Origin of the sequence: Acinetobacter haemolyticus (assembly GCF_900406815.1) — a bacterium.
In the GTDB taxonomy this organism is placed as follows: Bacteria; Pseudomonadota; Gammaproteobacteria; order Pseudomonadales; family Moraxellaceae; genus Acinetobacter; species Acinetobacter haemolyticus_A.
Window position 1 is genome coordinate 26,430 of sequence record NZ_OVCN01000010.1, and the last position, 22,475, is coordinate 48,904.

21 protein-coding genes are annotated in these 22,475 nt (G+C 39.9%); 12 read left to right on the forward strand and 9 right to left on the reverse strand.

The window, feature by feature from the left end:
- Positions 1-45 precede the first annotated feature (45 nt).
- The 4 genes from DK207_RS08490 (at position 46) to proB (ending at position 4,018) form a co-directional block, all read left to right on the forward strand.
- Positions 46-789 (forward strand): MFS transporter, encoded by a 744-nt coding sequence (locus DK207_RS08490; protein WP_109440794.1) that lies wholly within the window; start codon positions 46-48, stop codon positions 787-789.
- A gap of 5 nt (positions 790-794) precedes the next feature.
- Positions 795-1,469 (forward strand): hypothetical protein, encoded by a 675-nt coding sequence (locus tag DK207_RS08495; protein WP_171293654.1) that lies wholly within the window; start codon positions 795-797, stop codon positions 1,467-1,469.
- A 114-nt stretch (positions 1,470-1,583) separates the two neighbouring features.
- Positions 1,584-2,804 carry an Obg family GTPase CgtA gene (cgtA, locus tag DK207_RS08500; RefSeq protein ID WP_109440795.1) on the forward strand — a complete coding sequence of 407 codons (1,221 nt, stop codon included), beginning with the start codon at positions 1,584-1,586 and terminating at the stop codon, positions 2,802-2,804.
- 80 nt (positions 2,805-2,884) lie between these two features.
- Positions 2,885-4,018 carry a glutamate 5-kinase gene (proB, locus tag DK207_RS08505; RefSeq protein ID WP_109440796.1) on the forward strand — a complete coding sequence of 378 codons (1,134 nt, stop codon included), beginning with the start codon at positions 2,885-2,887 and terminating at the stop codon, positions 4,016-4,018.
- Positions 4,019-4,091: 73 nt separating this feature from the next.
- On the opposite strand, the gene DK207_RS08510 is transcribed toward proB, so the two are convergent.
- The 5 genes from DK207_RS08510 to DK207_RS08530 all read right to left on the reverse strand — a co-directional run bounded on the left by DK207_RS08510 (position 4,092) and on the right by DK207_RS08530 (position 9,900).
- Complete coding sequence (locus tag DK207_RS08510) at positions 4,092-5,729, reverse strand: ABC transporter permease (RefSeq protein ID WP_109440797.1); 1,638 nt, start codon at positions 5,727-5,729, stop codon at positions 4,092-4,094.
- A gap of 88 nt (positions 5,730-5,817) precedes the next feature.
- On the reverse strand, positions 5,818-6,834 hold the full coding sequence (locus DK207_RS08515) for an extracellular solute-binding protein (RefSeq protein WP_109440798.1): 1,017 nt from the start codon (positions 6,832-6,834) through the stop codon (positions 5,818-5,820).
- A gap of 25 nt (positions 6,835-6,859) precedes the next feature.
- Complete coding sequence (locus tag DK207_RS08520; protein ID WP_109440799.1) at positions 6,860-7,981, reverse strand: ABC transporter ATP-binding protein; 1,122 nt, start codon at positions 7,979-7,981, stop codon at positions 6,860-6,862.
- Positions 7,982-8,032: 51 nt separating this feature from the next.
- Positions 8,033-8,725: an HAD-IB family hydrolase gene (locus DK207_RS08525; protein ID WP_109440800.1), complete on the reverse strand. Its 693-nt coding sequence runs from the start codon at positions 8,723-8,725 to the stop codon at positions 8,033-8,035.
- On the reverse strand, positions 8,692-9,900 hold the full coding sequence (locus tag DK207_RS08530) for a DUF1615 domain-containing protein (RefSeq protein ID WP_109440801.1): 1,209 nt from the start codon (positions 9,898-9,900) through the stop codon (positions 8,692-8,694). The genes DK207_RS08525 and DK207_RS08530 overlap by 34 nt, the downstream gene beginning before the upstream one ends.
- A gap of 82 nt (positions 9,901-9,982) precedes the next feature.
- On the opposite strand from DK207_RS08530, the gene dusB reads away from it, so the two are divergent.
- A complete protein-coding gene (gene dusB, locus DK207_RS08535) occupies positions 9,983-11,008 on the forward strand; it encodes a tRNA dihydrouridine synthase DusB (RefSeq protein WP_109440802.1) in 1,026 nt (341 codons plus the stop codon).
- 56 nt (positions 11,009-11,064) lie between these two features.
- On the opposite strand, the gene oxyR is transcribed toward dusB, so the two are convergent.
- The 4 genes from oxyR to rubA form a co-directional block, all read right to left on the reverse strand.
- Positions 11,065-11,970, reverse strand: coding sequence for a LysR family transcriptional regulator OxyR (oxyR, locus tag DK207_RS08540; RefSeq protein WP_004639978.1), 906 nt, complete (start codon positions 11,968-11,970; stop codon positions 11,065-11,067).
- A 6-nt stretch (positions 11,971-11,976) separates the two neighbouring features.
- On the reverse strand, positions 11,977-12,921 hold the full coding sequence (locus DK207_RS08545; RefSeq protein ID WP_109440803.1) for an alpha/beta fold hydrolase: 945 nt from the start codon (positions 12,919-12,921) through the stop codon (positions 11,977-11,979).
- 88 nt (positions 12,922-13,009) lie between these two features.
- Positions 13,010-14,191, reverse strand: a complete 1,182-nt coding sequence (gene rubB / locus DK207_RS08550) for a rubredoxin reductase RubB (protein ID WP_109440804.1) — start codon at positions 14,189-14,191, stop codon at positions 13,010-13,012.
- 76 nt (positions 14,192-14,267) lie between these two features.
- Positions 14,268-14,432 (reverse strand): rubredoxin RubA, encoded by a 165-nt coding sequence (rubA, locus tag DK207_RS08555; protein ID WP_000760495.1) that lies wholly within the window; start codon positions 14,430-14,432, stop codon positions 14,268-14,270.
- 352 nt (positions 14,433-14,784) lie between these two features.
- On the opposite strand from rubA, the gene DK207_RS08560 reads away from it, so the two are divergent.
- The 7 genes from DK207_RS08560 (at position 14,785) to DK207_RS08590 (ending at position 22,465) form a co-directional block, all read left to right on the forward strand.
- Positions 14,785-15,222: an SRPBCC family protein gene (locus DK207_RS08560; protein ID WP_109440805.1), complete on the forward strand. Its 438-nt coding sequence runs from the start codon at positions 14,785-14,787 to the stop codon at positions 15,220-15,222.
- Positions 15,223-15,382: 160 nt separating this feature from the next.
- The gene (lysS, locus tag DK207_RS08565) at positions 15,383-16,909 is read left to right on the forward strand and encodes a lysine--tRNA ligase (protein WP_008942041.1); all 1,527 of its coding nucleotides are present in this window, start codon (positions 15,383-15,385) and stop codon (positions 16,907-16,909) included.
- A 153-nt stretch (positions 16,910-17,062) separates the two neighbouring features.
- The gene (locus DK207_RS08570) at positions 17,063-18,514 is read left to right on the forward strand and encodes a capsule assembly Wzi family protein (RefSeq protein ID WP_109440806.1); all 1,452 of its coding nucleotides are present in this window, start codon (positions 17,063-17,065) and stop codon (positions 18,512-18,514) included.
- 324 nt (positions 18,515-18,838) lie between these two features.
- A complete protein-coding gene (gene cysD, locus DK207_RS08575; protein ID WP_005089695.1) occupies positions 18,839-19,747 on the forward strand; it encodes a sulfate adenylyltransferase subunit CysD in 909 nt (302 codons plus the stop codon).
- 78 nt (positions 19,748-19,825) lie between these two features.
- Positions 19,826-21,439, forward strand: coding sequence for a sulfate adenylyltransferase subunit CysN (gene cysN / locus DK207_RS08580; RefSeq protein ID WP_109440807.1), 1,614 nt, complete (start codon positions 19,826-19,828; stop codon positions 21,437-21,439).
- 198 nt (positions 21,440-21,637) lie between these two features.
- Entirely contained in the window at positions 21,638-22,153 is a 516-nt protein-coding gene (locus DK207_RS08585; RefSeq protein WP_109440808.1) for a hypothetical protein, read from the forward strand.
- Between the two features lie 48 nt (positions 22,154-22,201).
- The gene (locus DK207_RS08590) at positions 22,202-22,465 is read left to right on the forward strand and encodes a ribosomal protein L7/L12 (RefSeq protein ID WP_109440809.1); all 264 of its coding nucleotides are present in this window, start codon (positions 22,202-22,204) and stop codon (positions 22,463-22,465) included.
- The last annotated feature ends 10 nt before the right edge of the window (positions 22,466-22,475 follow it).

A 22,475-nucleotide genomic window follows, 5' to 3' on the forward strand; every position in this document is an offset into this window, starting at 1 on the left:
CAAAGAGAATAATGAAAAAGGGAAAACTTGGTTAGGAATACATCATTGTTGCAGTTTAAACGTTTGTTTGCAGTTTTTGCGTTGATTGTGGTTGCCAACTTGTGTGGCGTTTATATCGCAATGTGGGTGTTTAAGCATTTTAATATTTACATTCCATTGAAAGATCAAAAAGTTGCGATTGACTTACAAGAGCCGTTGCAGGTTCGAGTCAAAGTGAAGGATGCATTAGATGTCGAAGTAAATGGTCGCGTGGATGCACAGATTCCGATTAACGAACAACTCAGCGTTCCTTTAACTCAAACATTAACTCCGCGGGTTTATTTTGATAGCCAAGTCCCGATCAGTACGCTTATTCCTGTTCAGGAAGTCATAAAAGTTCATCAAGAACTCCCTATTGACACCAAAGTTCAAGTAAAAATCCTTGGTAAAGATGTCACTTTACCTTTAAAAGGTTCTATTCCTCTAAAGCTGGATGTGCCAATTAATATCAAAGTGCCACTACAGCAGAAAGTACATTTAAAGTTTGATGCACCTGTAAAAACAGTATTGAAAGAAAATCTTAATATCCCATTGAAGACACAACTCAATGCCAATATTCCTGTACAAGGCAAGCTAAATGTTCCAATTACTTCAGACTTGAACGCGGCGGTGGATGTTAAAAATACTTTACCTGTCAAAATTGCAGAAGGTGAACTCAAGATTCCACTATCAAGTATGTATCTGGATCGCGTTGTTTCTACAACGGATGAAAAGACACCTCATAAAACAGAAATAAAAGTAGGTGAATGATCCAGATGTTTAAATCATACAAAAGTGCATTTATTAGTTTTGTGATATTGACCACGCTGGTCGCAATCTTGTTTTGGTTTTATTTGAATATCCAAGCATCGGTGATGGTGTCTGCACAGCAGGCTGATATACGATTGCCCGAATCCTTGGTGACTCAGATCCAAGTTGGAGAGCATTTACAAGTAAGATCAAAAGGTGAGTTAACTACGGATTTACTTATTGATCGTAGCTTAGAACTGCCGCTTCAAGGTAAATATTTAGCAGATTTAAGTTTTGAAGTTGAAACACCGATTACTGTGGATATCAATTATCAAACAATGCTCAAGGTGGATGAGGTGATGCCGATTGAAACCAATACCGATCTCATCTATCAAAATAAATTACTTCCCAAATTTCCTCTCAGTTTAAATATACCCGTAAAGTTGGATATACCGTTTGAGCTTAAACGAACTTATACGGTTCCAGTTAAAATTGTGTTTGATGGACCTGTACATTTTGCATTTAATGAATCTATTCATTTGCCTGTGAAGCACCAATTTCATCCACGTTTGAATATCAATGATGAGATGAATATGAGTTCTATTTCATCGTTCAATGCGACCATGTTTAACTCCGTGCAAAACACAAAAGCAAATTTAGAAATGCAAATGGATTTGCCATTGAGAAATGTAAGACCTTAAACAAATAAAATCTGCTTTTTTAAAGCCAAAATCATATTTGCTGATTTTTCTATTCGAGAATTTTATTAAAATGTGGCAAAATAGCCCGTTTTAAAGAATTTAGAGGATTGGCACATGCGCTTTGTTGATGAAGCAGTCATTACCGTAGAGGCTGGCGACGGTGGCAATGGCGTAGCCAGTTTTCGCCGTGAAAAATTTGTCCCTTTTGGTGGCCCAGATGGTGGTGACGGAGGGCGTGGCGGAAGTATTTACATCCAAGCAGATGATGATACCAGCACACTTGTAGATTACCGATATACACGTCGCTATCGTGCAGAACGTGGTAAGAATGGTTCGGGTGCGAACTGTTCTGGTCGTGGCGGTGAAGATGTTATTTTAAAAGTGCCAGTGGGTACAACCATTGTTGATACTGAATCAGGTGACATTATTGGTGACTTGGTTGCAGATGGTCAGCGTGTCAAAGTCGCCAATGGTGGTGATGGTGGTTTAGGCAATACACACTTTAAATCATCAACGAACCGTGCACCACGTAAATGTACGCATGGTATCAAAGGTGAATATCGTGAAGTACGTTTAGAGTTAAAAGTACTTGCTGATGTAGGCTTACTGGGTATGCCAAATGCGGGTAAATCAACTTTCATCCGTGCGGTGAGTGCTGCAAAACCAAAAGTTGCCGATTATCCATTTACAACGATGGTGCCAAACTTAGGTGTAGTCGATGCGGATCGTCATCGCTCATTTGTGATGGCCGATATTCCTGGATTAATTGAAGGTGCTGCAGAAGGCGCAGGTCTTGGTATCCGTTTCCTTAAGCATTTGGCGCGTACACGTATCCTTTTGCATATTGTGGATGTTCAGCCGATCGATGGATCTGATCCAGCACACAATGCCAGAGCGATTTTGGGCGAATTAGAAAAATTCTCTCCAACTTTGGCGAAGCTTCCTGTGGTATTGGTATTGAATAAATTAGACCAACTTCCAGAAGAATCACGAGAAGAATGGTGTCAGCACATTCTTGATGAGTTGCAATGGAAAGGTCCAGTGTTTAAAACTTCTGGTCTTATGTCTGAAGGAACCAAAGAAGTTGTGTATTACCTCATGGATCAAATCGAGCAACAACGTGAGCGCGAAGTTGAAGATCCTGAGTACGCAGCAGAAGTTAAAGCATTCCGTGATCAGCTTGAAGCTGAAACACGTGAACAAACTATCGCAGCAAAAGAAGCTTATCGTGCATTGCGTAAGGCCCAGCGTGAAGCAGGCCTAGAAGATGACGAAGATGATTTTGATGATGATGAAGATGAGGGCGGCGTAGAAAGCGTCTACGTTCGTGATTAATTTAGACAGTTAAACTCCCTTTTAATTCCTCTTGTATAGCGATTATGACTGTGCAAGAGGAAAAATAATTTGAGGAAAAAATGATAGAAGTGGTCGATGGGCAACGTCAGCTCAATGCGTGTAAACGAATCGTTGTTAAAATCGGATCATCTTTACTGACTGCAAATGGGCAAGGTTTAGATTTACAGGCAATTTCGCATTGGGCGAAACAAATTGCAGATCTACACAATGCTGGACACGAAATTATTTTGGTGTCCTCTGGCGCAGTAGCAGAAGGGATGGTACGCATGAAACTTGCGAGTCGACCCACTGATCTACCCAGTTTGCAGGCTTGTGCTGCGATCGGTCAAATGGGCTTGATTCATACATGGTCAAGTGTATTAGATCAACATGGCATCCGCACTGCTCAGGTTCTTTTGACTCATGATGATCTTGCTGATCGCCGTCGTTATCTCAACTCATGCGATGCATTGCAAAACTTGATTGATTGGCGTGTGATTCCTGTCATCAATGAAAATGATACGGTTTCTACAGATGAAATCCGTTTCGGCGACAATGATACTTTAGCTGCAATGGTTGCGGGTCAGGTGCAAGCTGATTTGTTGATCATTTTAACGGATCAACAAGGCATGTTTGACTCAGATCCACGCAATAATCCAAATGCCAAACTGTTTTCTTCTGTTCGCGCACTTGATGATCGCTTGTTTGAAATGGCAGGTGGTGGTGGCGTGTTAGGACGTGGCGGTATGGTGACAAAAGTTCGTGCAGCACGTCTAGCTGCTCGTTCTGGTTGTCCAACATTGATTGCAAGTGGTGAAAGTGAAAATGTACTCGCTCGTTTAATGTCGGGTGAGATGATGGGAACGTTATTTACCACTGACAATGATCGGGTTACCGCACACCAAAAATGGTTAGCGGCTCATCTACAGACCGCGGGACGTTTAGTTATTGATGATGGTGCTGTAGAAGCGATTAAACTGAAACACCGTAGTCTATTACCCGTGGGCGTGAAAGCGATAGAAGGGCATTTTGATCGCGGTGATGTGGTTGAGTGTGTAGATAAAAAAGGACAACGTATCGCAGTTGGACGTGTCAATTTTAGTTCACGCTCTGCTGACCTTGTAAAAGGATTGTCATCAGATAAAGTCCATCAGATCTTAGGTGAGGCACGTTCTTTGGAAATGATTCACCGTAATCACATGGCGATTTACTGATCCAAACATCGTCTCGACCCTATAAAATAAAAAAGACTTCTCTCGGGAAGTCTTTTTTATTTGAGCTTTTAAATTATTTCTGCTGTTGAATATTTTTACCCATTTTTGCCAATAAAATGACGGGAATCAGCCCAACTAAGACGATTAACAACGCTGCGATTGCACCATCTTCATATGTTCCTCTAGCCGCTTCAGCATAAAGTTGAGTTGCTAGTGTTTCCATGTTGAGTGGTCTGAGCAATAAGGTTGCAGGTAGTTCTTTCATACAATCTACGAAAATGAGTAGAGCTGCTGAAATAATGGCAGGGCGTAATAACGGTAAATGCACGCGCCATAAAATAGAAAAACGATTTTGGCCTAGGTTACGTGCAGCATCATCAAAAACACCATGAATACGATTATAGCCTGACTCAATGCCGCCAATGGCAATTGCTAGAAAACGGACGCAATATGCATAGATCAAGGTAAATGTAGTACCTAAAAATAATAAGCCAGTGTGAATACCAAGTTTAAATTCCAAGAAATCAGCAACAGCGTGATCTATCTTGCCTAGTGATAACATGAGTCCAATTGCAAGGACAGTTCCAGGAATCGCATAGCCTAAGCTAGAAATACGGCTAAACCACGTATTTTGAGTAAAACGGGCAGTACTGACGATGATAAAACCAATAAAAATCGTGATCACAGTTGCCATGCTGGCCAGGCTTAATGTATTGATTGAAGCTTGCAGGAGATAATCAGAGAAACCCGCATATTGAAATCGTTTATATGATTCTACAAGTAGATGACTGATCGGAATCAAAAAACCGATACAGATTGGAATTAACCCTAAGCCTAGAAATAACCATGCTTTGCTTCCTGTGACGTGTTGTGCAGGCATTAGTCGACTACGTTGAGCTGAATTCATATAGCGCTGTTTACGTCGGCCAAGTCGCTCTACGATTACCAATAAAGTAATGATCATTAGCATGAAAATAGCAATCTGTGCTGCACTGGCGAGATCGGATTGGTTTATCCATGTAGAGTAAATGGATAAAGTGAGTGTTTTAACGCCTAAAAATTCGGTTGCACCAATATCATTGATGGTTTCCATTAAGGCCAAACTCGCACCCACAGCAATTGCTGGACGAGCCAAAGGAATAGCAACACGTAAGAAAACCTGATTGGGCTTTAATCCTAAACTTCGTGCGACTTCAATCAAGCTAGCCGATTGCATTAAAAACATGGCACGCGTACTTAGGTATACATAGGGATACAACACAAAACTTAAGAGAAAAATACAGCCCCAAACTGATCGAATATTCGGAAACCACCAAGGCTGTGCCTCCCAACCAAACCAAGCACCTAAGATAGTTTGAATGGGACCGATTGGATGCAGAATATCAATATAACTATAGGCAATAATATAAGTAGGGACAGCGAGAGGAAGCAACAAGGCCCAATCTAAAAAAGCACGTCCGCGAAACTGATATGCTGTCACCAGCCACGCACTACCAGTCCCAATTAAAATTGTGAGTAGACCGACACCAAATAAAAGAATGGTGGTATCAACCAAAGTGGGTGGAAGAACATAGCGCAGCAAATGTCCCCAAATATCGCTGTTGCCTTGTAATGCAGTCCAAATTAAAGCCAGTACAGGCAAACAGGCCAGTAGTGTCAAAATACCACTAAGCGAAAATAGTAAACGAGGTGAGTCTTTCTTTTTGATCATCGAGGGTATTGGAGGACTAAGTGAGAGAAAGGCAGATCAAATGAGTGAACAGGCAATCGTAATAATCGCCTGTTCCACATAATGAGGCTTAGTGATTAAATTGGACTTTATCCACTAAAAGATTGGCTGTTTTACGATGACGTGCAATATCACTTAAACGAATTTTGTCAGCTTCAAGTTTACCAAAGCTTGCAATAATTGGATCAACTTTAACGCCAGCTTTGACTGGATATTCAAAACCACTTTGTGCATAAATTGCTTGGGCATGATCAGAAGCTAAAAACTCAAGTAACTGAACAGCCTGTTTTGGATTAGGGGCATATTTAGCGACAGCAGCACCTGAGACATTGACGTGAGTACCACCATTTTTAAAGCGTGGTAATACAACATTGATGGCATTGCCCCAACGTTGTTGCTCAGCATCTCCAGTACGCATCGTACCTACATAATAAGTATTTGCTACACCGATATCACAGATTTTACCTAGAATATCACGTGCTACGTCACGGTCACCACCACTTGCTGGACGTGCCAAATTTGCTTTTAAGCCACGTAGCCATTGTTCGGTTGCTTTCTCGCCGTGATGGGTAATATAAGCTGCAATTAGGCTGGTGTTATATGAATGGCTGCCTGAACGAATACAGATTTTGCCTTTCCATTTTGGATCAGCTAAGTCTTCGTAATTGATTGCCGTTAAAGGCGTGCGTTCTTTTGATGCATAAACAGCACGTGCACGCATTGATAATGCATACCAGTGACCATTGGCTGCACGCAAGTTTCCTGGAATAGCGGTGTTGAGGACTTTTGAGTTCACACGTTGGGTTAACCCACCTTCAACTAAATCAACTAAATTGCCAAAATCAACCGTCAACATTACATCAGCTGGTGAGCGTCGTCCTTCAGCTTTAACTCGCTCAAGTAGTCCATCTTTGATAAAAACCGTATTTACCTTCACGCCTGTCTTTTCACTAAACTCTTGTAAAAGTGGTTGAATTAAAACAGGTTCTCTAGTGGTGTATAGGTTTAATTCAGCAGCATTTACCCAGCTACTTCCCAGTGCTACCAATCCAGTTAAAGCGATATGAAGCTTTGACAGTTGTTTCATTTTTTCTCATCCCTAATCACAAGGTTTAAACATTGAGCGTTTGTTTGGTGTGAATATTCTTGATCTGTGTTTGATCATCCAATGTGTAAAAAAAGCAAGTGGTCAAATCTACATGGATATACACTTGTTCTGCTGTACTAAAATTCTGTTGATAGTCAACCTGTGCCAATAACGTACTATTTTCATTCTCAATTTGTAGACGTAATTGTTGAGTATGTCCCATAAAACTTGAAGAAATAACTTTTGCCGGCAATCTATTTTCAGCGGCATCTTTGAAAATATGTATCTGATGCGGACGAAAACAACATTGAATCGCTTTATCCGTTTGTTTTAAGTGTTGGGGCGTTGGGATCGTGCCAAAAATTGTATGAAGTTGATCCGTTTCTATTTGTGCAGGTATTTCATTAAGGGCAGAAAAATAACGTGCTGCAAATAAGGTTTTGGGTTGTAAATAAAGCTGTTGTGGTGTTCCGATTTGAATAATTTTACCTTGATGCATCAAAATGATTTGATCAGCAATTTGCAAAGCTTCTTCAGGGTCATGCGTTACGATGACAGTTGTTGTGTCTGTCTTTTTTAAGATTTCGATGGTGCTTTGACGAATATGATCACGCAAACGGTGATCTAGATTAGAAAAGGGTTCATCCATAAGTAGGACCTGGGGTTTAGGCGCGAGGGCACGAGCCAATGCAACACGTTGTTGCTCACCACCAGATAAAGTATATGGATAGCTATATTGGTGATGGTGCATAGAGACGTGTTTCAGTGCTTGTTCTGCTATTGCCTGTCGTTGTCGTTTGGGAAAATTTTTTAGACCAAACATGACGTTTTCCAACACACTAAGATGAGGAAACAACGCATAGTCCTGAAAGACCAAACCAATATTTCGTTCTTCTGCTGGAACTTGTTGTTGAGCATTCCATAGAATGTCTTGTTCAAGTTGAATTGAACCACTGCTAGGCGTTTCTAAACCCGCAATCAAACGTAGCATGGTCGTTTTGCCACAACCTGAATGTCCGAGTAAACAGATAATCTGTCCGCGAGTGGCAGACCATGTTGCCTGATTGACCGCAAATCGAGCCCCATATTGCTTGCTCAATTGTTGGATGGTTAAGACATTGGCCTGAGGTGCAGTATGAGCATTCATGGTCAATTCACAGTACGATTTATTTGAGCAAATAATAACTAATAATTCTTCTCATGTAGAGTCTTTTTCTAATTTCTTTTGCGGTTGCCATTCATCCATATGCTGAGGATGTATAACGCGAGGAAGGGTTAAATCTTGACCTACCATGTAAGCATGATCCGTCAAGCTGAACATTTCAAGATCTTCATGGCTATTACCATACGCATAAACTTGATGGTACTCATTCAGATTGTATTGTTGCAGAACTCTGATTTTTTTTTGTTCACAGCTACAGTCTAAAGATTGATAATGACCTGAGAGCGTGCCATTAAGTATTTCGGTTTTAGTGCAAATCAATTCGATATTTAATAATTCACAAATTGGCGCTAAATATAAGTCAATTGAAGCAGAGACAAGTACAACATGGTCACCATGCTGCTGGTGTAAATAAAGTTGCTGGAGTAAGTCTGGATCTAACTCTTTAATAATTTGCTGCGCATAATTGATCGCGATACGTTGTATTTGATCGGCTGTTATACCTTTAAACATGGTTTGAAATAAGCGAGGTCTCATCGCATGTGCAGGGTATAAACCGAGATAATAGGCTTGGATCCAAGGGAGGATTTTCAAGCCTTTTAAAATAACGTGATGTTTAGGAAGGGCGAAAAAAATAAATCGGGTAAAACTGTCTTTGGGATAAAGCGTGCCATCAAAATCAAATAAAGCAAGGTTTACAGTTTTAGTTGTTTTACTCTTTGCATGCATGTTTCATATCGTCCATTTACACGGCTTGCAAACCAATTGGTATTATAATCACGGCTCAATTTTGGACCAGAAATTACGACTTGAGGCATGATCGCATATTTTGCGTCTTTGCCTGTTTTGCTTTGATATAAGTTTTGTAGCGCAGTATAAGTCTGTGTATTTTCAAATTTCTTTGATTTTTCTTTTTTTAAGTCCGTACGAATTTGACGTGGCGTCACCAAGACACCATTTTCAGCAAATACTGAAATCAAAGCTTTTTCAGTTTGGCTTTGAGTGGTACGAACACTGCCTTCTTTATTATAGATAAGCAGGTCACCATCTAAATCAATTTCAATATCAGTTAATGTATCTAACATGCTTTGAAATGCTGCATTACGGCTAGAATACATTCCTGAATTATAGTCAGCAAAACGATAAATTGCGCGATCATAATCTGCAGGATAAACCATTAAACGATGGATGCCATAATATAGGCCGCCGTATTGAGTATAAAGATCATTGCGTAATTCAGCCGTACTCATACCGATACGTTTATGTTCTTTGGCATAATTAATATGAACTTGCATTGAACCTAATGTAGTAATCGGGTTCATTTTTTCACTAACATCTTGACCTACTAATTTTGCAGCACCAGTTAAAGCACTAATATGGTAATGCTTCGCCATATAATCAAAAATTTCACGATAAAGTAGATCAAGCTCACGTTCAGTTTTAACTCTGCGCATTTGACGCATATAGTTGTCTTCAGGTGACGGTTGATTTTTTAGGACTTCCTCGAAGTAACCCGCCACGGTACCACCAATCGTCTCCCCAAGTTTTGCCTCAAATTTTTCATTTAAACGCGTATTAATTTCCTGAACTGCTTTTTCGCCCAAACCTGCGACTTGTGGATCTGCAACAAAGTTTGACTCTTGATCGACCACTGCGACAATCGTGCACACGTTTTGTTTAGACTGCGTGATATTGAGTTCTTGCATAATATCATAAATATCTTGCGCCCAAGATTCACGATCACGTACACGAGCAGGGATTACCTTTTTAATCTGATCGGCTTTTAAAACAGGTTCCTTATCATTTGCCCACCATGCAAAATCATCACAAGCAGTGAGACTGACACAGCTGATGATAAGACCAAGGGTTTTTAATAGAGGATGAGATGAATACGATTTGTTCATGATCAGGACAGCACCACATAAAAAGATGAGTCGAATGGGCGAATGAAGTATACTATGGCGATCAGAAATTGTAAGAAAATATATGTATATTGGTTCATATCAACTGTCAAATAATTTGATCGTTGCTCCGATGGCGGGAGTTACAGACCGACCGTTTCGAACATTGTGCAAATACTTTGGTGCTGGACATGCGGTTAGTGAAATGATGACTGCTGACAAAACCCTGCGTATGAGCAAAAAGAGTTTGTATCGTGCAAATTTTGACGGCGAATTAGCACCAATTTCGGCACAAATAGCAGGTTCTGATCCAGAGCAATTGGCTGAGGCGGCACGCTACCAAGTTGCCAATGGCGCGCAAATTGTTGATATCAACATGGGCTGTCCTGCAAAAAAGGTTTGTAACAAACTAGCGGGTTCGGCTTTGTTGCAAGATGAAGATCTGGTTGCACGTATTTTGGATACGGTCGTTGCTGCTGTCGAAGTTCCAGTGACATTAAAAACCCGTCTTGGTTTTCTGAATGGTCAAGAAAATATTTTGCGTGTGGCGAAACGAGCTGAAGATGCAGGTATTGCAGCGTTAGCTTTGCATGGCCGTACACGTGAAGACATGTATTTAAACCATGCCCGTTATGAACTTATAAAACAAGTAAAGCAACTTATCAGTATTCCTGTGATTGCCAATGGTGATATTGATAGTCCAGAAAAAGCAAAGTATGTATTGGATTATACGGGTGCAGATGCCATCATGATTGGGCGTGCCGCGCAGGGGCGACCTTGGATTTTTAGAGAAATCGCGCATTACTTAAAAACAGGTGAGCATCTCGCTACGCCTGATATTGCTGAAGTTAAAGCTGTTTTATTGGGACATTTGTCTGAACTTTATCAATTTTATGGTGAATATTCAGGTTGTCGTATTGCCCGTAAACATATTGCTTGGTACACCAAGGGTTTACGTTCAAGCAATGAGTTTCGACAAAATATGTATAAGGTTGAAAGTACCGCTGATCAGGCAAAAGTCGTTGAAGCCTATTTTGATCAATTACTTGATCTCGGTCAGCGGATGAGTGATGTGCAAGTGGAACAAGTAAATTTGTTAGAGATCAGATAAGCAGAATTTGCGTATTTGAAAAAGCCTGTAATTCGATTTGAATTACAGGCTTTTTATTACGCTAAATGAGCCGTAATTTTTTGCAAGATTTGCAAGATCACATCAAACTCACTTTGTAGTGGTGTGCTTTTGCGTGTCACTAAAGCTAAAGTGCGGCTTGGAGCATCTTCGATAGATTTAATTGAAATCGTTTCATTACCATTTAGCATGCTATTTTTAATCGCAATTTCAGGTAAAAGTGTGAAACCAAGATCTGAGGATACCATTTCGACCAATGTTGGTAATGAACTTGCTTTCAAGCGATGATCATTTTTGCGTTCACCAACAGGGCAGGCACTCAATGCATGATCACGTAAACAATGGCCTTCTTCGAGTAACATCAATCGTGACAAATCAAGATCATCTAGAGAGTTTGCATTGGCAGCATTGCTGTCATTTTTATTGTAAACCAGTGATAAATGTTCTTTTGCGATTTCAGCAACTTTTAAACCGCGTGTATCAAATGGAAGTGCAAGAACAATCATATCTAGATTGCCATGTTCCAACTTTTCTACAATCTTTTCACTTTGTGCTTCGTGTAGGTGCAGTTGAATTTTTGGCAATTGCTGATGCACTTCATCCAAGAGTTGAGTCAAGATAAAAGGCGCAATTGTTGGGATAATACCAAGATGTAAGTCGCCCGTTAGCGGCTCACTCATTTCTCGGCTTAAACGCATAAGGTCTTGTGCATCAGCTAATAGTACACGTGCACGAGCAACAACTTGTTCACCTAGAGGGGTTAAACGGACGTTTTGACGATCACGTTCAACTAAGACGCCACCTAACAGTCGCTCTAGCTCCATGATTCCCCCAGACAAAGTAGACTGGGTAACAAACGAACGGCGTGCTGCTTCAGTAAAATGTAATGTTTCTGACAACGTAACTAAATATGATAGCTGTCTTAATGAGGGTAATGCAGCCATAGTGTCCTAGTGTGATGATCTAAAATGATGAACAAACAAATCGCTAAGTTGCGGGATGAAATGTGCAGGAATATCATGCCCCATTCCATGAATTAATTCAAACTTAGCACCCGTAATTGCTTTTGCAACCGCTTTACCATGACTTGGTGGCAATAAACGATCTTTTGAACCGTGTACAACCAAAGTGGGTTGAGTGGTAGTCTTGTTCAATGGTAACAAAGAACCTGTACATAATATTGCTAAAAATTGTTGAAGTACACCCGCTGGATAAAAACTACGGCGATATAATTTTCGAATGGTTTGAATTGCTTCAACTTGGTTCACATAACCAGGTGAGCCAATAATTTGAAATACTCTTAGACTATGGTTAACAATCGACTCTTCATCGCGTGCTGGAGGCTTACCCAATAAACTGAAAAGTTGTTTTGGATAAGGAAAAGGAAGGAAGGGTTGATTATTACTCGTAAATAATAATCCAACTTTTTCAACTTTTTCAGGATACTTTGCCGCGACGATTTGAGAAATCATGCCACCCATTGATGCGCCCAGTAGATAAGTTTTTTCAATACCTAATTGGTCGATCAGCATGGCGACATCATCTGCCATATCATAAAGTGTGTAAGGTGCACCTTCATTGCCAAGTCCACACATGAAGCGTCCCATGAGCTTCATGGTATTGAGTCTTTTACCTTTGTTTCTAATCTTGGAAGATAAGCCAATATCACGGTTATCGAAACGAATTACACGAAATCCTTGGTCGATCAGTGCCTTACAAAAGAAGTCAGGCCAAAATAACATTTGTGCGCCTAATCCCATGATGAGCAGGATTGTTGGATGCTCAGGATTTCCGCCCATCTCAACATGGAGTTCGATGCCATTACCCAAATTTACTTTGGTCTCATGCATAAATGCAGTATAAGGCGACACATTAAAATGAAGGGCACTGTTCATGATATTCGTTCCAAATAGAATTATTTTTCTCAGAATATAAAGTTTGCTGAAACCTCATTTTTCAACAAACTTTATTATTTAATAAACCTTAATTTTGTGCAGGAATCAAGTCAGGCACAAGTTTGGTTAAGGTTAAACGTTGTTTACCAGCCGTTGGACCTAAAAGTACAAAGCCTCGTAAAGTACCTTCGGCATCAACCGCTTTTGCTAACATTCCATCTTCAAAGTCTTCCATATCCCAAGTTACTTCTGTATCTAATGGGGCAGGTAATACTGTGAGTGGTGCTGCAGGAGTTTTTACTGCAACAGGCATCGCTGGATAGTGTACGGCAGTGTTTTGACCACTTAAAGTTTTAGCCAATGCTCGAGCTTGTTGCATGATTGGCATTACATAAGGAAGTAAAGTTCCATTGACTTCCGCACAGTCGCCCACGGCATAGATATCAGCTTGATTGGTTTCTAATAAAGTGTTGGTAATAATGCCACGACTTGTTTGAATCCCTGCTGATTTTGCCAAAGCTGTATTCGGTTGTAAGCCAATGGCTGAGAGAACGATATCCGCAACCAAGGTCTGTCCATTTGCAAGGGTTACAGCATAATCTTCACCATCATTGATTTTGGTGATTTTTTCAACTGTTGTCGAAAGAACAAATTTAATGCCAGCTTGTTCTAAGTTGTTTTTGAATAGGTCTGCAACATGGCTAGGCAATAAACGTCCTAATGGTTGTGGAGCCAGATCGATCACCGTAATGTCATATTCACTATGCAGTAAATCATTGGCAAACTCACAGCCAATCAAGCCCGCACCCAGAATAACAACACGTTTATCTTTGCGTTGAGCAAGGTTTTCACGGAAGTTACGATAGTCAATCAATGAGTTGACGACATGAATATCATCACTGCCGTCACCCGAAATGGCTAAACGGATTGGATTCGCACCGACTGCAAGGACAAGTTTTGAATAGGGTTGCGTAATTGTCTCACCATTTTTTTCTAAAATGATTTCATGTGCTTCTGCATGGATTTCTTTTACCCAAGTTTCTGCTTGAATACGCATATTGAGTTGAGTTGCCATTTTGGCAGCGTCACCTAAAGCAATTTGCTCAGGCGCTTTATTTCCTGCGAAAGCATTGGATAATGTTGGTTTTGCATAATTTACCGCATCATCTCCACAGATCATAACGAGTTCTTGTTCTGGGCTTAGTTTGCGAAATTCACGAGCAACGGTATAACCAGCCATACCAGATCCGATGATGACGATAGGATGCATGAGATTCTCCAACATTTTTTATATAAAATTAAACTATAGAAAAAAAGACCATGTAAGCATGGTCTTTTTGACAATCTTAGATTTCAATCATTTCAAAATCGGCTTTTGAAACACCGCAATCTGGGCAAGTCCAATCATCAGGAATATCTTCCCATTTAGTACCTGCTGCAATGCCGTCTTGTGGCCAACCTTCTGCTTCGTCGTAAATCCAACCACAAACGATACATTGATATTTTTTCATGTGACTCTCCAAACTGATAGGTATGCTCAAATTGCCTTTCAGTAAAACTATTCCATAATGTCGCTACGATCGCTGCAATATAGTACTAACTTGTGTTGATCGGGAGTTAGATTTTTACGCAGAACGACATTTAAGTAAAGTAAATGCAAGAGTTTAATCATTTATAAGAAAAGTAATATGGCAATTCAAGCCGAAAGTCTTGTTATTTGAGCAATTGCTCTAAATTTATTTTGTTCGTTACTGATAAATGTAATTAAAAATATCGAAACGTATAAAATTGGTGTGAATAAAAAATAAACATTTGAACGAGCAGTATCATAATCGAAGTGCAAATCATTGGAGAATTATAAATATGGAAACCTTGGTATACAGTATAAAAATTCATGCCCCTCAGCAAAAGGTGTGGGACGTACTTTGGACTCTTGAGAGCTACCAAGCTTGGACAAAATTCTTTTCACCCAGCTCAACGATGCAAAGTGATTGGAAAGTCGATGGAAAAACCTATTTTCTGGATGGGGAAGGCAATGGGATGGTGTCAACAATTAAAAGTATAGAAGAACCCAAACACTTAATCTTCAAACATCTCGGTATGATTCAAAATGGTCAAGAAGATTTAGAAAGCGATGAAGTAAAGTCTTGGGCAGGCACTTTGGAAAAGTACTTTTTACTGGAATCGGACGGTAATACTGAACTACATGTTGAAGTAGATGTGCAGCCTGAATACATTGAAATGATGGATAAAGGGTTTAAGCAAGGTTTGGAAGCGATTAAACAAATGGCAGAAAGTTAAGTAAAATAAATGCATAGATCGGGGTGAAAATCTGAGTGAGAAAAGCAAGGAAAACTGATAAATATCTGCTTTTTTCATGAATGTCAGATCGAAAAGATACGAAAATGTTTTGCGATCTGCTATTCTATGTGCCTTTATTTTTACTTAAACCGAGGCAGAGATGACGCAACAAAACGCTCAATCGACTTCTGAACAGACACTTTCCGAAAACGATTTAATCGCACAGCGTCATGCCAAATTAAAGCAAATCCAAGAAACCGCTAAACAAACTGGCAAGAGCCCTTGGCCAAATACCTTTAAACGTGAACACTATACCGCAGATTTACAAGAACAATTCAAAGATCAAGATAAAGCACAAATCGAAGGTGCTGAAAAAGTTTATGTAAAAGTTGCGGGTCGTGTCATGCTCAACCGTGGATCATTTATTGTGATTCAGGACATGACAGGTCGTATTCAACTTTATGTGGACCGTAAAGGTTTGCCGGCAGATGTTTTAGAAACAATTAAAAGTTTAGACCTTGGTGATATTATTGCCGCTGAAGGTTATATTGGTCGTTCTGGCAAAGGTGACTTATATGTCCACCTTGAAGCGTTTGAGTTATTGACTAAGTCGCTTCGTCCACTTCCAGATAAGTTTCATGGTTTAACAGATACAGAAGCTAAGTATCGTAAACGCTATCTAGATTTGATTGTAAATGAAGAAACACGTAAGACTTTTGAGATTCGCGCCAAAGTAGTCGCAGGTATTCGTGCATTCTTAACAAATGAACGTTTCATGGAAGTAGAAACACCGATGATGCATGTCATTCCAGGTGGTGCTTCTGCAAAACCATTTGTGACCCATCATAATGCGTTAGATATGGAACTCTATTTGCGTATTGCGCCTGAGTTGTACTTAAAACGCTTGGTCGTGGGTGGCTTTGAGCGTGTCTTTGAAATTAACCGTAACTTCCGTAATGAAGGGGTTTCAACACGTCATAACCCTGAATTTACCATGATTGAGTTTTATCAAGCTTATGCAGATTATAAAGACTTGATGGAACTTACTGAAAACATGCTTGAGAAATTGGCAATTGATATTTTAGGTACAACTGATGTGCCTTATGGCGAAGAAGTTTATAGCTTCAAAGGTCCATTCAAGAAAATTTCAATGTTTGATGCGATTCTTGAGCATAACCCTGATTTCACGCCTGAAAATGTCAATGATCGTGAATTCTTGGCGAAATTTACTCAAGACGTATTAAAAGAAAAAGTTAAGCCAGGTTTTGGTTTAGGTAAGTTGCAGACGATCGTATTTGAAGAAACGGTTGAAACAAAACTTCGTCAACCGACATTCATTACAGAATATCCTGCGGAAACTTCACCACTTGCACGTCGTAATGATGATAATCCACATATTACAGATCGTTTTGAATTCTTCATTGGCGGTCGTGAGTTAGCGAATGGCTTCTCAGAGTTAAACGATCCAATTGATCAAGCAGAACGTTTCCAAGCTCAAGTTGCGGAAAAAGATGCGGGTGATGATGAAGCAATGCATTACGATGCGGACTTTATTGAAGCGCTTGAATACGGTTTACCTCCAACAGCGGGTGAAGGAATTGGTATTGATCGTTTGGTAATGTTATTCGCTAATGCCCCAAGTATCCGTGATGTGTTGTTGTTCCCACATATGCGCCGTAAAGACTAATTGTCGAGTTATACGGAACATCAAAGACCACTTTTATAAGTGGTCTTTTTTTGCATTCTACGTTAAGAAATGTAATTGTTCGGTTTGGTGATTGAAAACAATGTATAAAAAAACGATGATGTGTTCATAAATAAATTTGAGAACAGTCTGGATATGTTTTTAAAAAAATCGCTTTATGTCGCATTATTTGCGTCTCTCTCTTCCGCTGTATTTGCGCAAGGTATTGTGTTAAATGATGAAAACTTACGCACCGACCTAAATTGGTTAAATCAACAAGGCGTTATTCAAATCAGTACCTCAACATGGCCTCTAAGTGGAGATGAGATCAAACGTGCTTTATCTCAGGCTCAGGTAACCAATAAAGCACAACAGAAAGTTATCGACTCTGTTATGCATGCGATTGCTGCGGACAATGCAACAGCAAAAGTAGGATTACATGCAGGTACTGATCTTAAAACTGTGCCTCAGGCTTTTGGTGATAGTCAAAAATCTCAATACCAAGCCGCTTTAGAGTTTAATGCAGGTAGTGAAAATTGGGATGCAAAAATCCGGGTGAATGGTGAAAAAGATCCTTTGATTGACAGTGGGAATGATGTCAACGTTGAAGGTTCATATATTGCAGGAAAACTTTGGAATCAGTGGGTGATTGCTGGACAAATCCCAACCTATTGGGGACCAGGACATGATGGTAGTTTGATTCGCGGTGATGCCAGCCGTCCAGTTTATGGGGTCACAGTTCAACGAGCAGTACAAAATGCATTTGAAACAAAATGGTTGTCTTGGATTGGCCCGTGGCAATATCAAGCCTTTGCAGGACAATTAGATGACTATGAAGCAATTCCAGATACAAAGTTAATTGGTCTTCGATTCACAGCACGTCCGTTCCAAGCTCTGGAAATTGGTGCTTCACGTGCTATCCAGTGGGGTGGAGATGGACGCCCTGAGAGTTTCAGTTCATTGTGGGACGCAATGTTAGGAACGAGAGATAATGGTGGTCGAGGTAAACCAGATCCTGCCAACCAGATTGCAGGCTTTGATGCTCGCTTGTTCTTGCAACCATTATGGGATGTGCCAATTAGCGTATACACCCAATTCGTTGGTGAAGATGAAGCGGGTGGTTTACCTGCAAAATATCTGTATCTAGGTGGTGCTGATTTCTCATCAAGTTATAAAAATATGCCTTACCAATTATATGCAGAATGGGCAGATACACGAACCAATGGCGAAGCAAAGGGTATTTCATATAGCCATACAACTTATAAAGATGGCTATTATCAACATGGTTTCCCATTAGGACATGCTATGGGCGGAGATGGACAAATGTATTCCGTTGGGGGAGATATTCGCTTTGATACCATGAATCGCTTAAGTGGGCGAGTTATGTATGCAAACGTTAGCCAAACACAACGCGTAGAGTTAAATAATGCCGCATTCCCTAAATCAGATAAGATTAAAGGTTTAGATATCACTTGGACACATTATGTCAAACCAACCATCCCATTAAAAGTGAATGGCTGGGTGAGTGATTCTGATGTACATGGTAATGATGGTGGTGTTTCTGTTGGTGTAGAGATTCCATTAGAAAAAAATATGTTCCGTTTCTAAACCTATTTTATTGCTAAAAGAAGTCTTTATAGGCTTCTTTTTTTATGGGTAAATCATGTGAATTAAAGAATATTTTGGAAATTTTATTATTCATTACATATCACAATTTTGCATATTTATATGAAAAAACAAGCTAAAGAACTCATTCTAAATTATTATAATGAATAAACTTTGCTAGCTGATGAAAAAGTCTGTTAGTAAGCATATTGATATCATGAAAAATTGGAGTTGTTATGGCACTCGTTCCTCCACACGGTCTTCCAAGTGGTGGTGTAAAACCACTTATAGATTTTATGGGTAACATGGATAAGGAGGTAAGTGTACATGACTGAGAATAGATTAACGCACCTCAAGCAACTTGAGGCTGAAAGTATTCATATCATTCGTGAAGTTGCGGCTGAATTTGAAAATCCTGTAATGCTTTACTCGATTGGTAAAGACTCAGCAGTGATGTTACATCTTGCACTTAAAGCCTTTTATCCTGCGAAACTTCCATTCCCTCTATTGCATGTAGATACGGGTTGGAAATTTAAGGATATGATTGCATTTCGCGATAATATGGCGAAAACACATGGCTTTGATCTGATCGTTCATCAAAATGTTGAAGGACGTGAGGCAGGTATCAATCCATTTGATCATGGTAGCTCTAAATATACAGACATCATGAAAACGCAAGGTTTAAAACAAGCGTTAGATAAATATCAATTTGACGCTGCTTTTGGTGGTGCACGTCGTGATGAAGAAAAATCACGTGCGAAAGAGCGTGTTTATTCATTCCGTGATACGAAGCATCGTTGGGATCCGAAAAACCAACGTCCAGAACTTTGGAATCTTTACAATGGTAAAGTAAACAAAGGCGAAAGCATTCGTGTATTCCCATTATCTAACTGGACTGAGTTAGACATTTGGCAATATATCTATCTAGAAAATATTCAAATCGTTCCTCTTTATTTCTCTGCTGTACGTCCAGTGGTAGAGCGCAGTGGTACGCTTATCATGGTGGATGATGAGCGTATGCGTTTAAAAGAAGGTGAAGTTCCACAAATGAAATCGGTACGTTTCCGTACACTAGGCTGTTATCCATTAACGGGTGCAGTTGAATCGGAAGCGGATACATTACCTGAAATTATCCAAGAGATGCTTTTGGCCACCAGTTCAGAGCGTCAAGGTCGTATGATTGACCATGATGAAGCTGGCTCGATGGAAAAGAAAAAGCAGGAAGGTTATTTCTAATAAATCTCCTCCAGCCCCTCTTTAAAAAAGAGGGGGAGTTTAGGAAATTCGATTTCAAATTTTGTGGAGTTTTGAGCAATGTCTCATCAATCAGATCTTATTAGCCAAGACATCTTGGCATATTTAAAACAGCACGAAAATAAAGACCTTCTACGCTTTTTGACTTGCGGTAACGTAGATGATGGTAAATCGACGCTCATTGGTCGTTTACTTTACGATTCAAAATTGATCTATGAAGATCAATTGCAAGCTGTCACACGTGATAGTAAAAAAGTGGGTACAACAGGGGATGCGCCTGACCTTGCACTACTTGTAGATGGTTTACAAGCTGAGCGTGAGCAAGGTATTACCATTGATGTAGCATATCGTTATTTCTCGACCGAGAAACGTAAATTTATCATCGCTGATACACCTGGACATGAGCAATACACCCGTAATATGGCTACGGGGGCTTCTACGGCTGACCTTGCTATCATTTTGATTGATGCACGTTATGGCGTACAAACCCAAACGCGTCGCCATACCTTTATTGCAAGCTTACTTGGTATTAAAAATATCGTTGTTGCGATTAATAAAATGGATTTGGTTGAGTTCTCGGAAACTCGATTCAATGAAATCCAAGTTGAATACGATGCGTTTGTGAGTCAACTTGGCAATCGCCGTCCAGAAAATATCGTCTTTGTACCAATCTCTGCGTTGAATGGCGATAACGTTGTAAATCCATCTGCAAATACGCCTTGGTATAAAGGGCAAACGCTGATGGATATTCTTGAGTCAGTAGAAATCAAACGTGAATCGAACAAGCATGAATTCCGTTTCCCAGTTCAATATGTGAATCGTCCAAACCTTGATTTCCGTGGTTTTGCGGGCACGATCGCACTGGGTGAGATTAACGTTGGTGATGAAATTGTTGCACTTCCATCAGGGAAGAAATCAACAGTTAAAGAGATTGTGACTTTTGATGGCAATCTTGAGAAAGCAGGTGCTGGTCAGGCTGTTACTTTAACGTTGAATGATGAAATTGATATTTCACGCGGCAATGTGTTGGTGCGTGCTGGTGAACAACCTTTGATTTCACGTAGTGTTCGTGCTTCAGTGGTATGGATGACTGAGCATCCTTTGGTTAAAGGTAAGCTTTATAACGTTAAAATTGGTACTCAAACTGTTCCTGCGAAAGTTACGGAAATTAACTTCCGTGTCAATGTGAATACACTTGAGCATAGTCAGGTTGAAGAGCTTGAGCTGAATGCAATTGCTGACGTTGTAATTGAGTTTGATGCGCCAGTAGTATTTGACCAATATCAGGACAGTCGTTACACAGGTTCATTTATCTTTATTGACCGTTTAAGCAACGTCACTGTTGGTGCAGGTATGGTTGAAGCTGCTGTTGAATGGACGGCGCATAGCAATCCAGTGACTGCGGAAGATCGTGCGGCGCGTTTAGGTCAAAAACCTGCGGTGATTAGCGTTTCAGCAGAGTTGATTGGGCAGGCTCGAGCTATAGAAAGCCTACTCATCCAACAAGGTGTCGTGGCGATTGCTAAAGCAAATTTAACTGCTGATCAAATTAATCTATTACGTGAAACAGGTGTGGTGGTGATTACTACGACTGTTGACGGTACGGATACAGACATTACAGCTGAAACTGCTGAAGAAGCTGCTGACCAAATCGTGGAGTTGGTTCGTTTGTAATTGATTTAGTTGGTTTAACAGAGCTCACCAGGTAGGTGGGCTTTGTTGTTTTTGATATTCAACTGGCGATGAAGAAATTAATAAAATAGATCAAACACGTAGGAGATTTATTTTAGAAAGAAGTTTGGCCTTTTAGTTTTCTTTTAAGGCTGCTTTTATGAGACAATATCAGTTCATATTTTTTGTATTTGGACTCCCATGACTGAGCAATCTCCTGAATCTTTAAGCGATATCGAAATTTTAGACATTTTACAGTCTATGAAAAAAGATGAGCTAGATATTGAAGCCAAAGAGATCATTCGTAATGGGGGGAAAGCAGGTCGTCAAGAAGCGCACAAACTCGCTTTGGTTGCATTAAATACAAGCTTTGAAGAAAAATTTGTTGAAGCTGTTACTTTGGCTTTAGGTTTAAATGCAGGGCAGGCTAAAAAGATTCGTTATAAGAAAGATCGTATCCGCATTTTAAAAGTACGTGGTATCGATTATCTCGCAATTGACGGAGCAGAAACGGCACAAGTATTGGCTCAAATCGCACAAGCAATCACACGAGAAGACGCAATCGTTACTGAAGGTTTGCATAACATTTTCCCATTTTGGAAAGAAGGCTGGCCGATGGTTCAATTTGATAACGCCTATAAAATTCTGGCTGAAGATATATTGATTCATTACCAAGCCACTTTGGATGAATTAATCTCTTTATATGGTGGGAATTAACATACGATAATCAGTGATTCATTTAAAATAACAAGGATTGTTAACTTTATGAACTTACCCCATAAAATTCCGTCAGAAGCATTGCAAATGCTTCGTGATGGGCAATTAATACAGGCGATTAAGATTACTCGAGAAAAAACAGGGTTGGGTTTAAAGGAATCTAAAGATCTTATTGATCAATATTTAAATGAGCATCCTCAAGAACAAACGAGAATTCAGGAACAATTAACTCAGCGTAGTCGGAGTGGCTTAAAAGTTTTTGTTCTGATTTTTCTGGTATTGGTTGTTTTGATTTGGTTTGTGACGCATTAAAACAGCAAGT

Bases quoted from the DNA above. Each gene is read 5' to 3' on its own strand.
- DK207_RS08495 (WP_171293654.1), top strand. From the start codon at position 795: ATGTTTAAATCATACAAAAGTGCATTTATTAGTTTTGTGATATTGACC.
- cgtA (WP_109440795.1), top strand. From the start codon at position 1,584: ATGCGCTTTGTTGATGAAGCAGTCATTACCGTAGAGGCTGGCGACGGT.
- proB (WP_109440796.1), top strand. From the start codon at position 2,885: ATGATAGAAGTGGTCGATGGGCAACGTCAGCTCAATGCGTGTAAACGA.
- DK207_RS08510 (WP_109440797.1), bottom strand. From the start codon at position 5,729: ATGATCAAAAAGAAAGACTCACCTCGTTTACTATTTTCGCTTAGTGGT.
- DK207_RS08515 (WP_109440798.1), bottom strand. From the start codon at position 6,834: ATGAAACAACTGTCAAAGCTTCATATCGCTTTAACTGGATTGGTAGCA.
- DK207_RS08520 (WP_109440799.1), bottom strand. From the start codon at position 7,981: ATGAATGCTCATACTGCACCTCAGGCCAATGTCTTAACCATCCAACAA.
- DK207_RS08525 (WP_109440800.1), bottom strand. From the start codon at position 8,725: ATGCATGCAAAGAGTAAAACAACTAAAACTGTAAACCTTGCTTTATTT.
- DK207_RS08530 (WP_109440801.1), bottom strand. From the start codon at position 9,900: ATGAACAAATCGTATTCATCTCATCCTCTATTAAAAACCCTTGGTCTT.
- dusB (WP_109440802.1), top strand. From the start codon at position 9,983: ATGTATATTGGTTCATATCAACTGTCAAATAATTTGATCGTTGCTCCG.
- oxyR (WP_004639978.1), bottom strand. From the start codon at position 11,970: ATGGCTGCATTACCCTCATTAAGACAGCTATCATATTTAGTTACGTTG.
- DK207_RS08545 (WP_109440803.1), bottom strand. From the start codon at position 12,921: ATGAACAGTGCCCTTCATTTTAATGTGTCGCCTTATACTGCATTTATG.
- rubB (WP_109440804.1), bottom strand. From the start codon at position 14,191: ATGCATCCTATCGTCATCATCGGATCTGGTATGGCTGGTTATACCGTT.
- rubA (WP_000760495.1), bottom strand. From the start codon at position 14,432: ATGAAAAAATATCAATGTATCGTTTGTGGTTGGATTTACGACGAAGCA.
- DK207_RS08560 (WP_109440805.1), top strand. From the start codon at position 14,785: ATGGAAACCTTGGTATACAGTATAAAAATTCATGCCCCTCAGCAAAAG.
- lysS (WP_008942041.1), top strand. From the start codon at position 15,383: ATGACGCAACAAAACGCTCAATCGACTTCTGAACAGACACTTTCCGAA.
- DK207_RS08570 (WP_109440806.1), top strand. From the start codon at position 17,063: ATGTTTTTAAAAAAATCGCTTTATGTCGCATTATTTGCGTCTCTCTCT.
- cysD (WP_005089695.1), top strand. From the start codon at position 18,839: ATGACTGAGAATAGATTAACGCACCTCAAGCAACTTGAGGCTGAAAGT.
- cysN (WP_109440807.1), top strand. From the start codon at position 19,826: ATGTCTCATCAATCAGATCTTATTAGCCAAGACATCTTGGCATATTTA.
- DK207_RS08585 (WP_109440808.1), top strand. From the start codon at position 21,638: ATGACTGAGCAATCTCCTGAATCTTTAAGCGATATCGAAATTTTAGAC.
- DK207_RS08590 (WP_109440809.1), top strand. From the start codon at position 22,202: ATGAACTTACCCCATAAAATTCCGTCAGAAGCATTGCAAATGCTTCGT.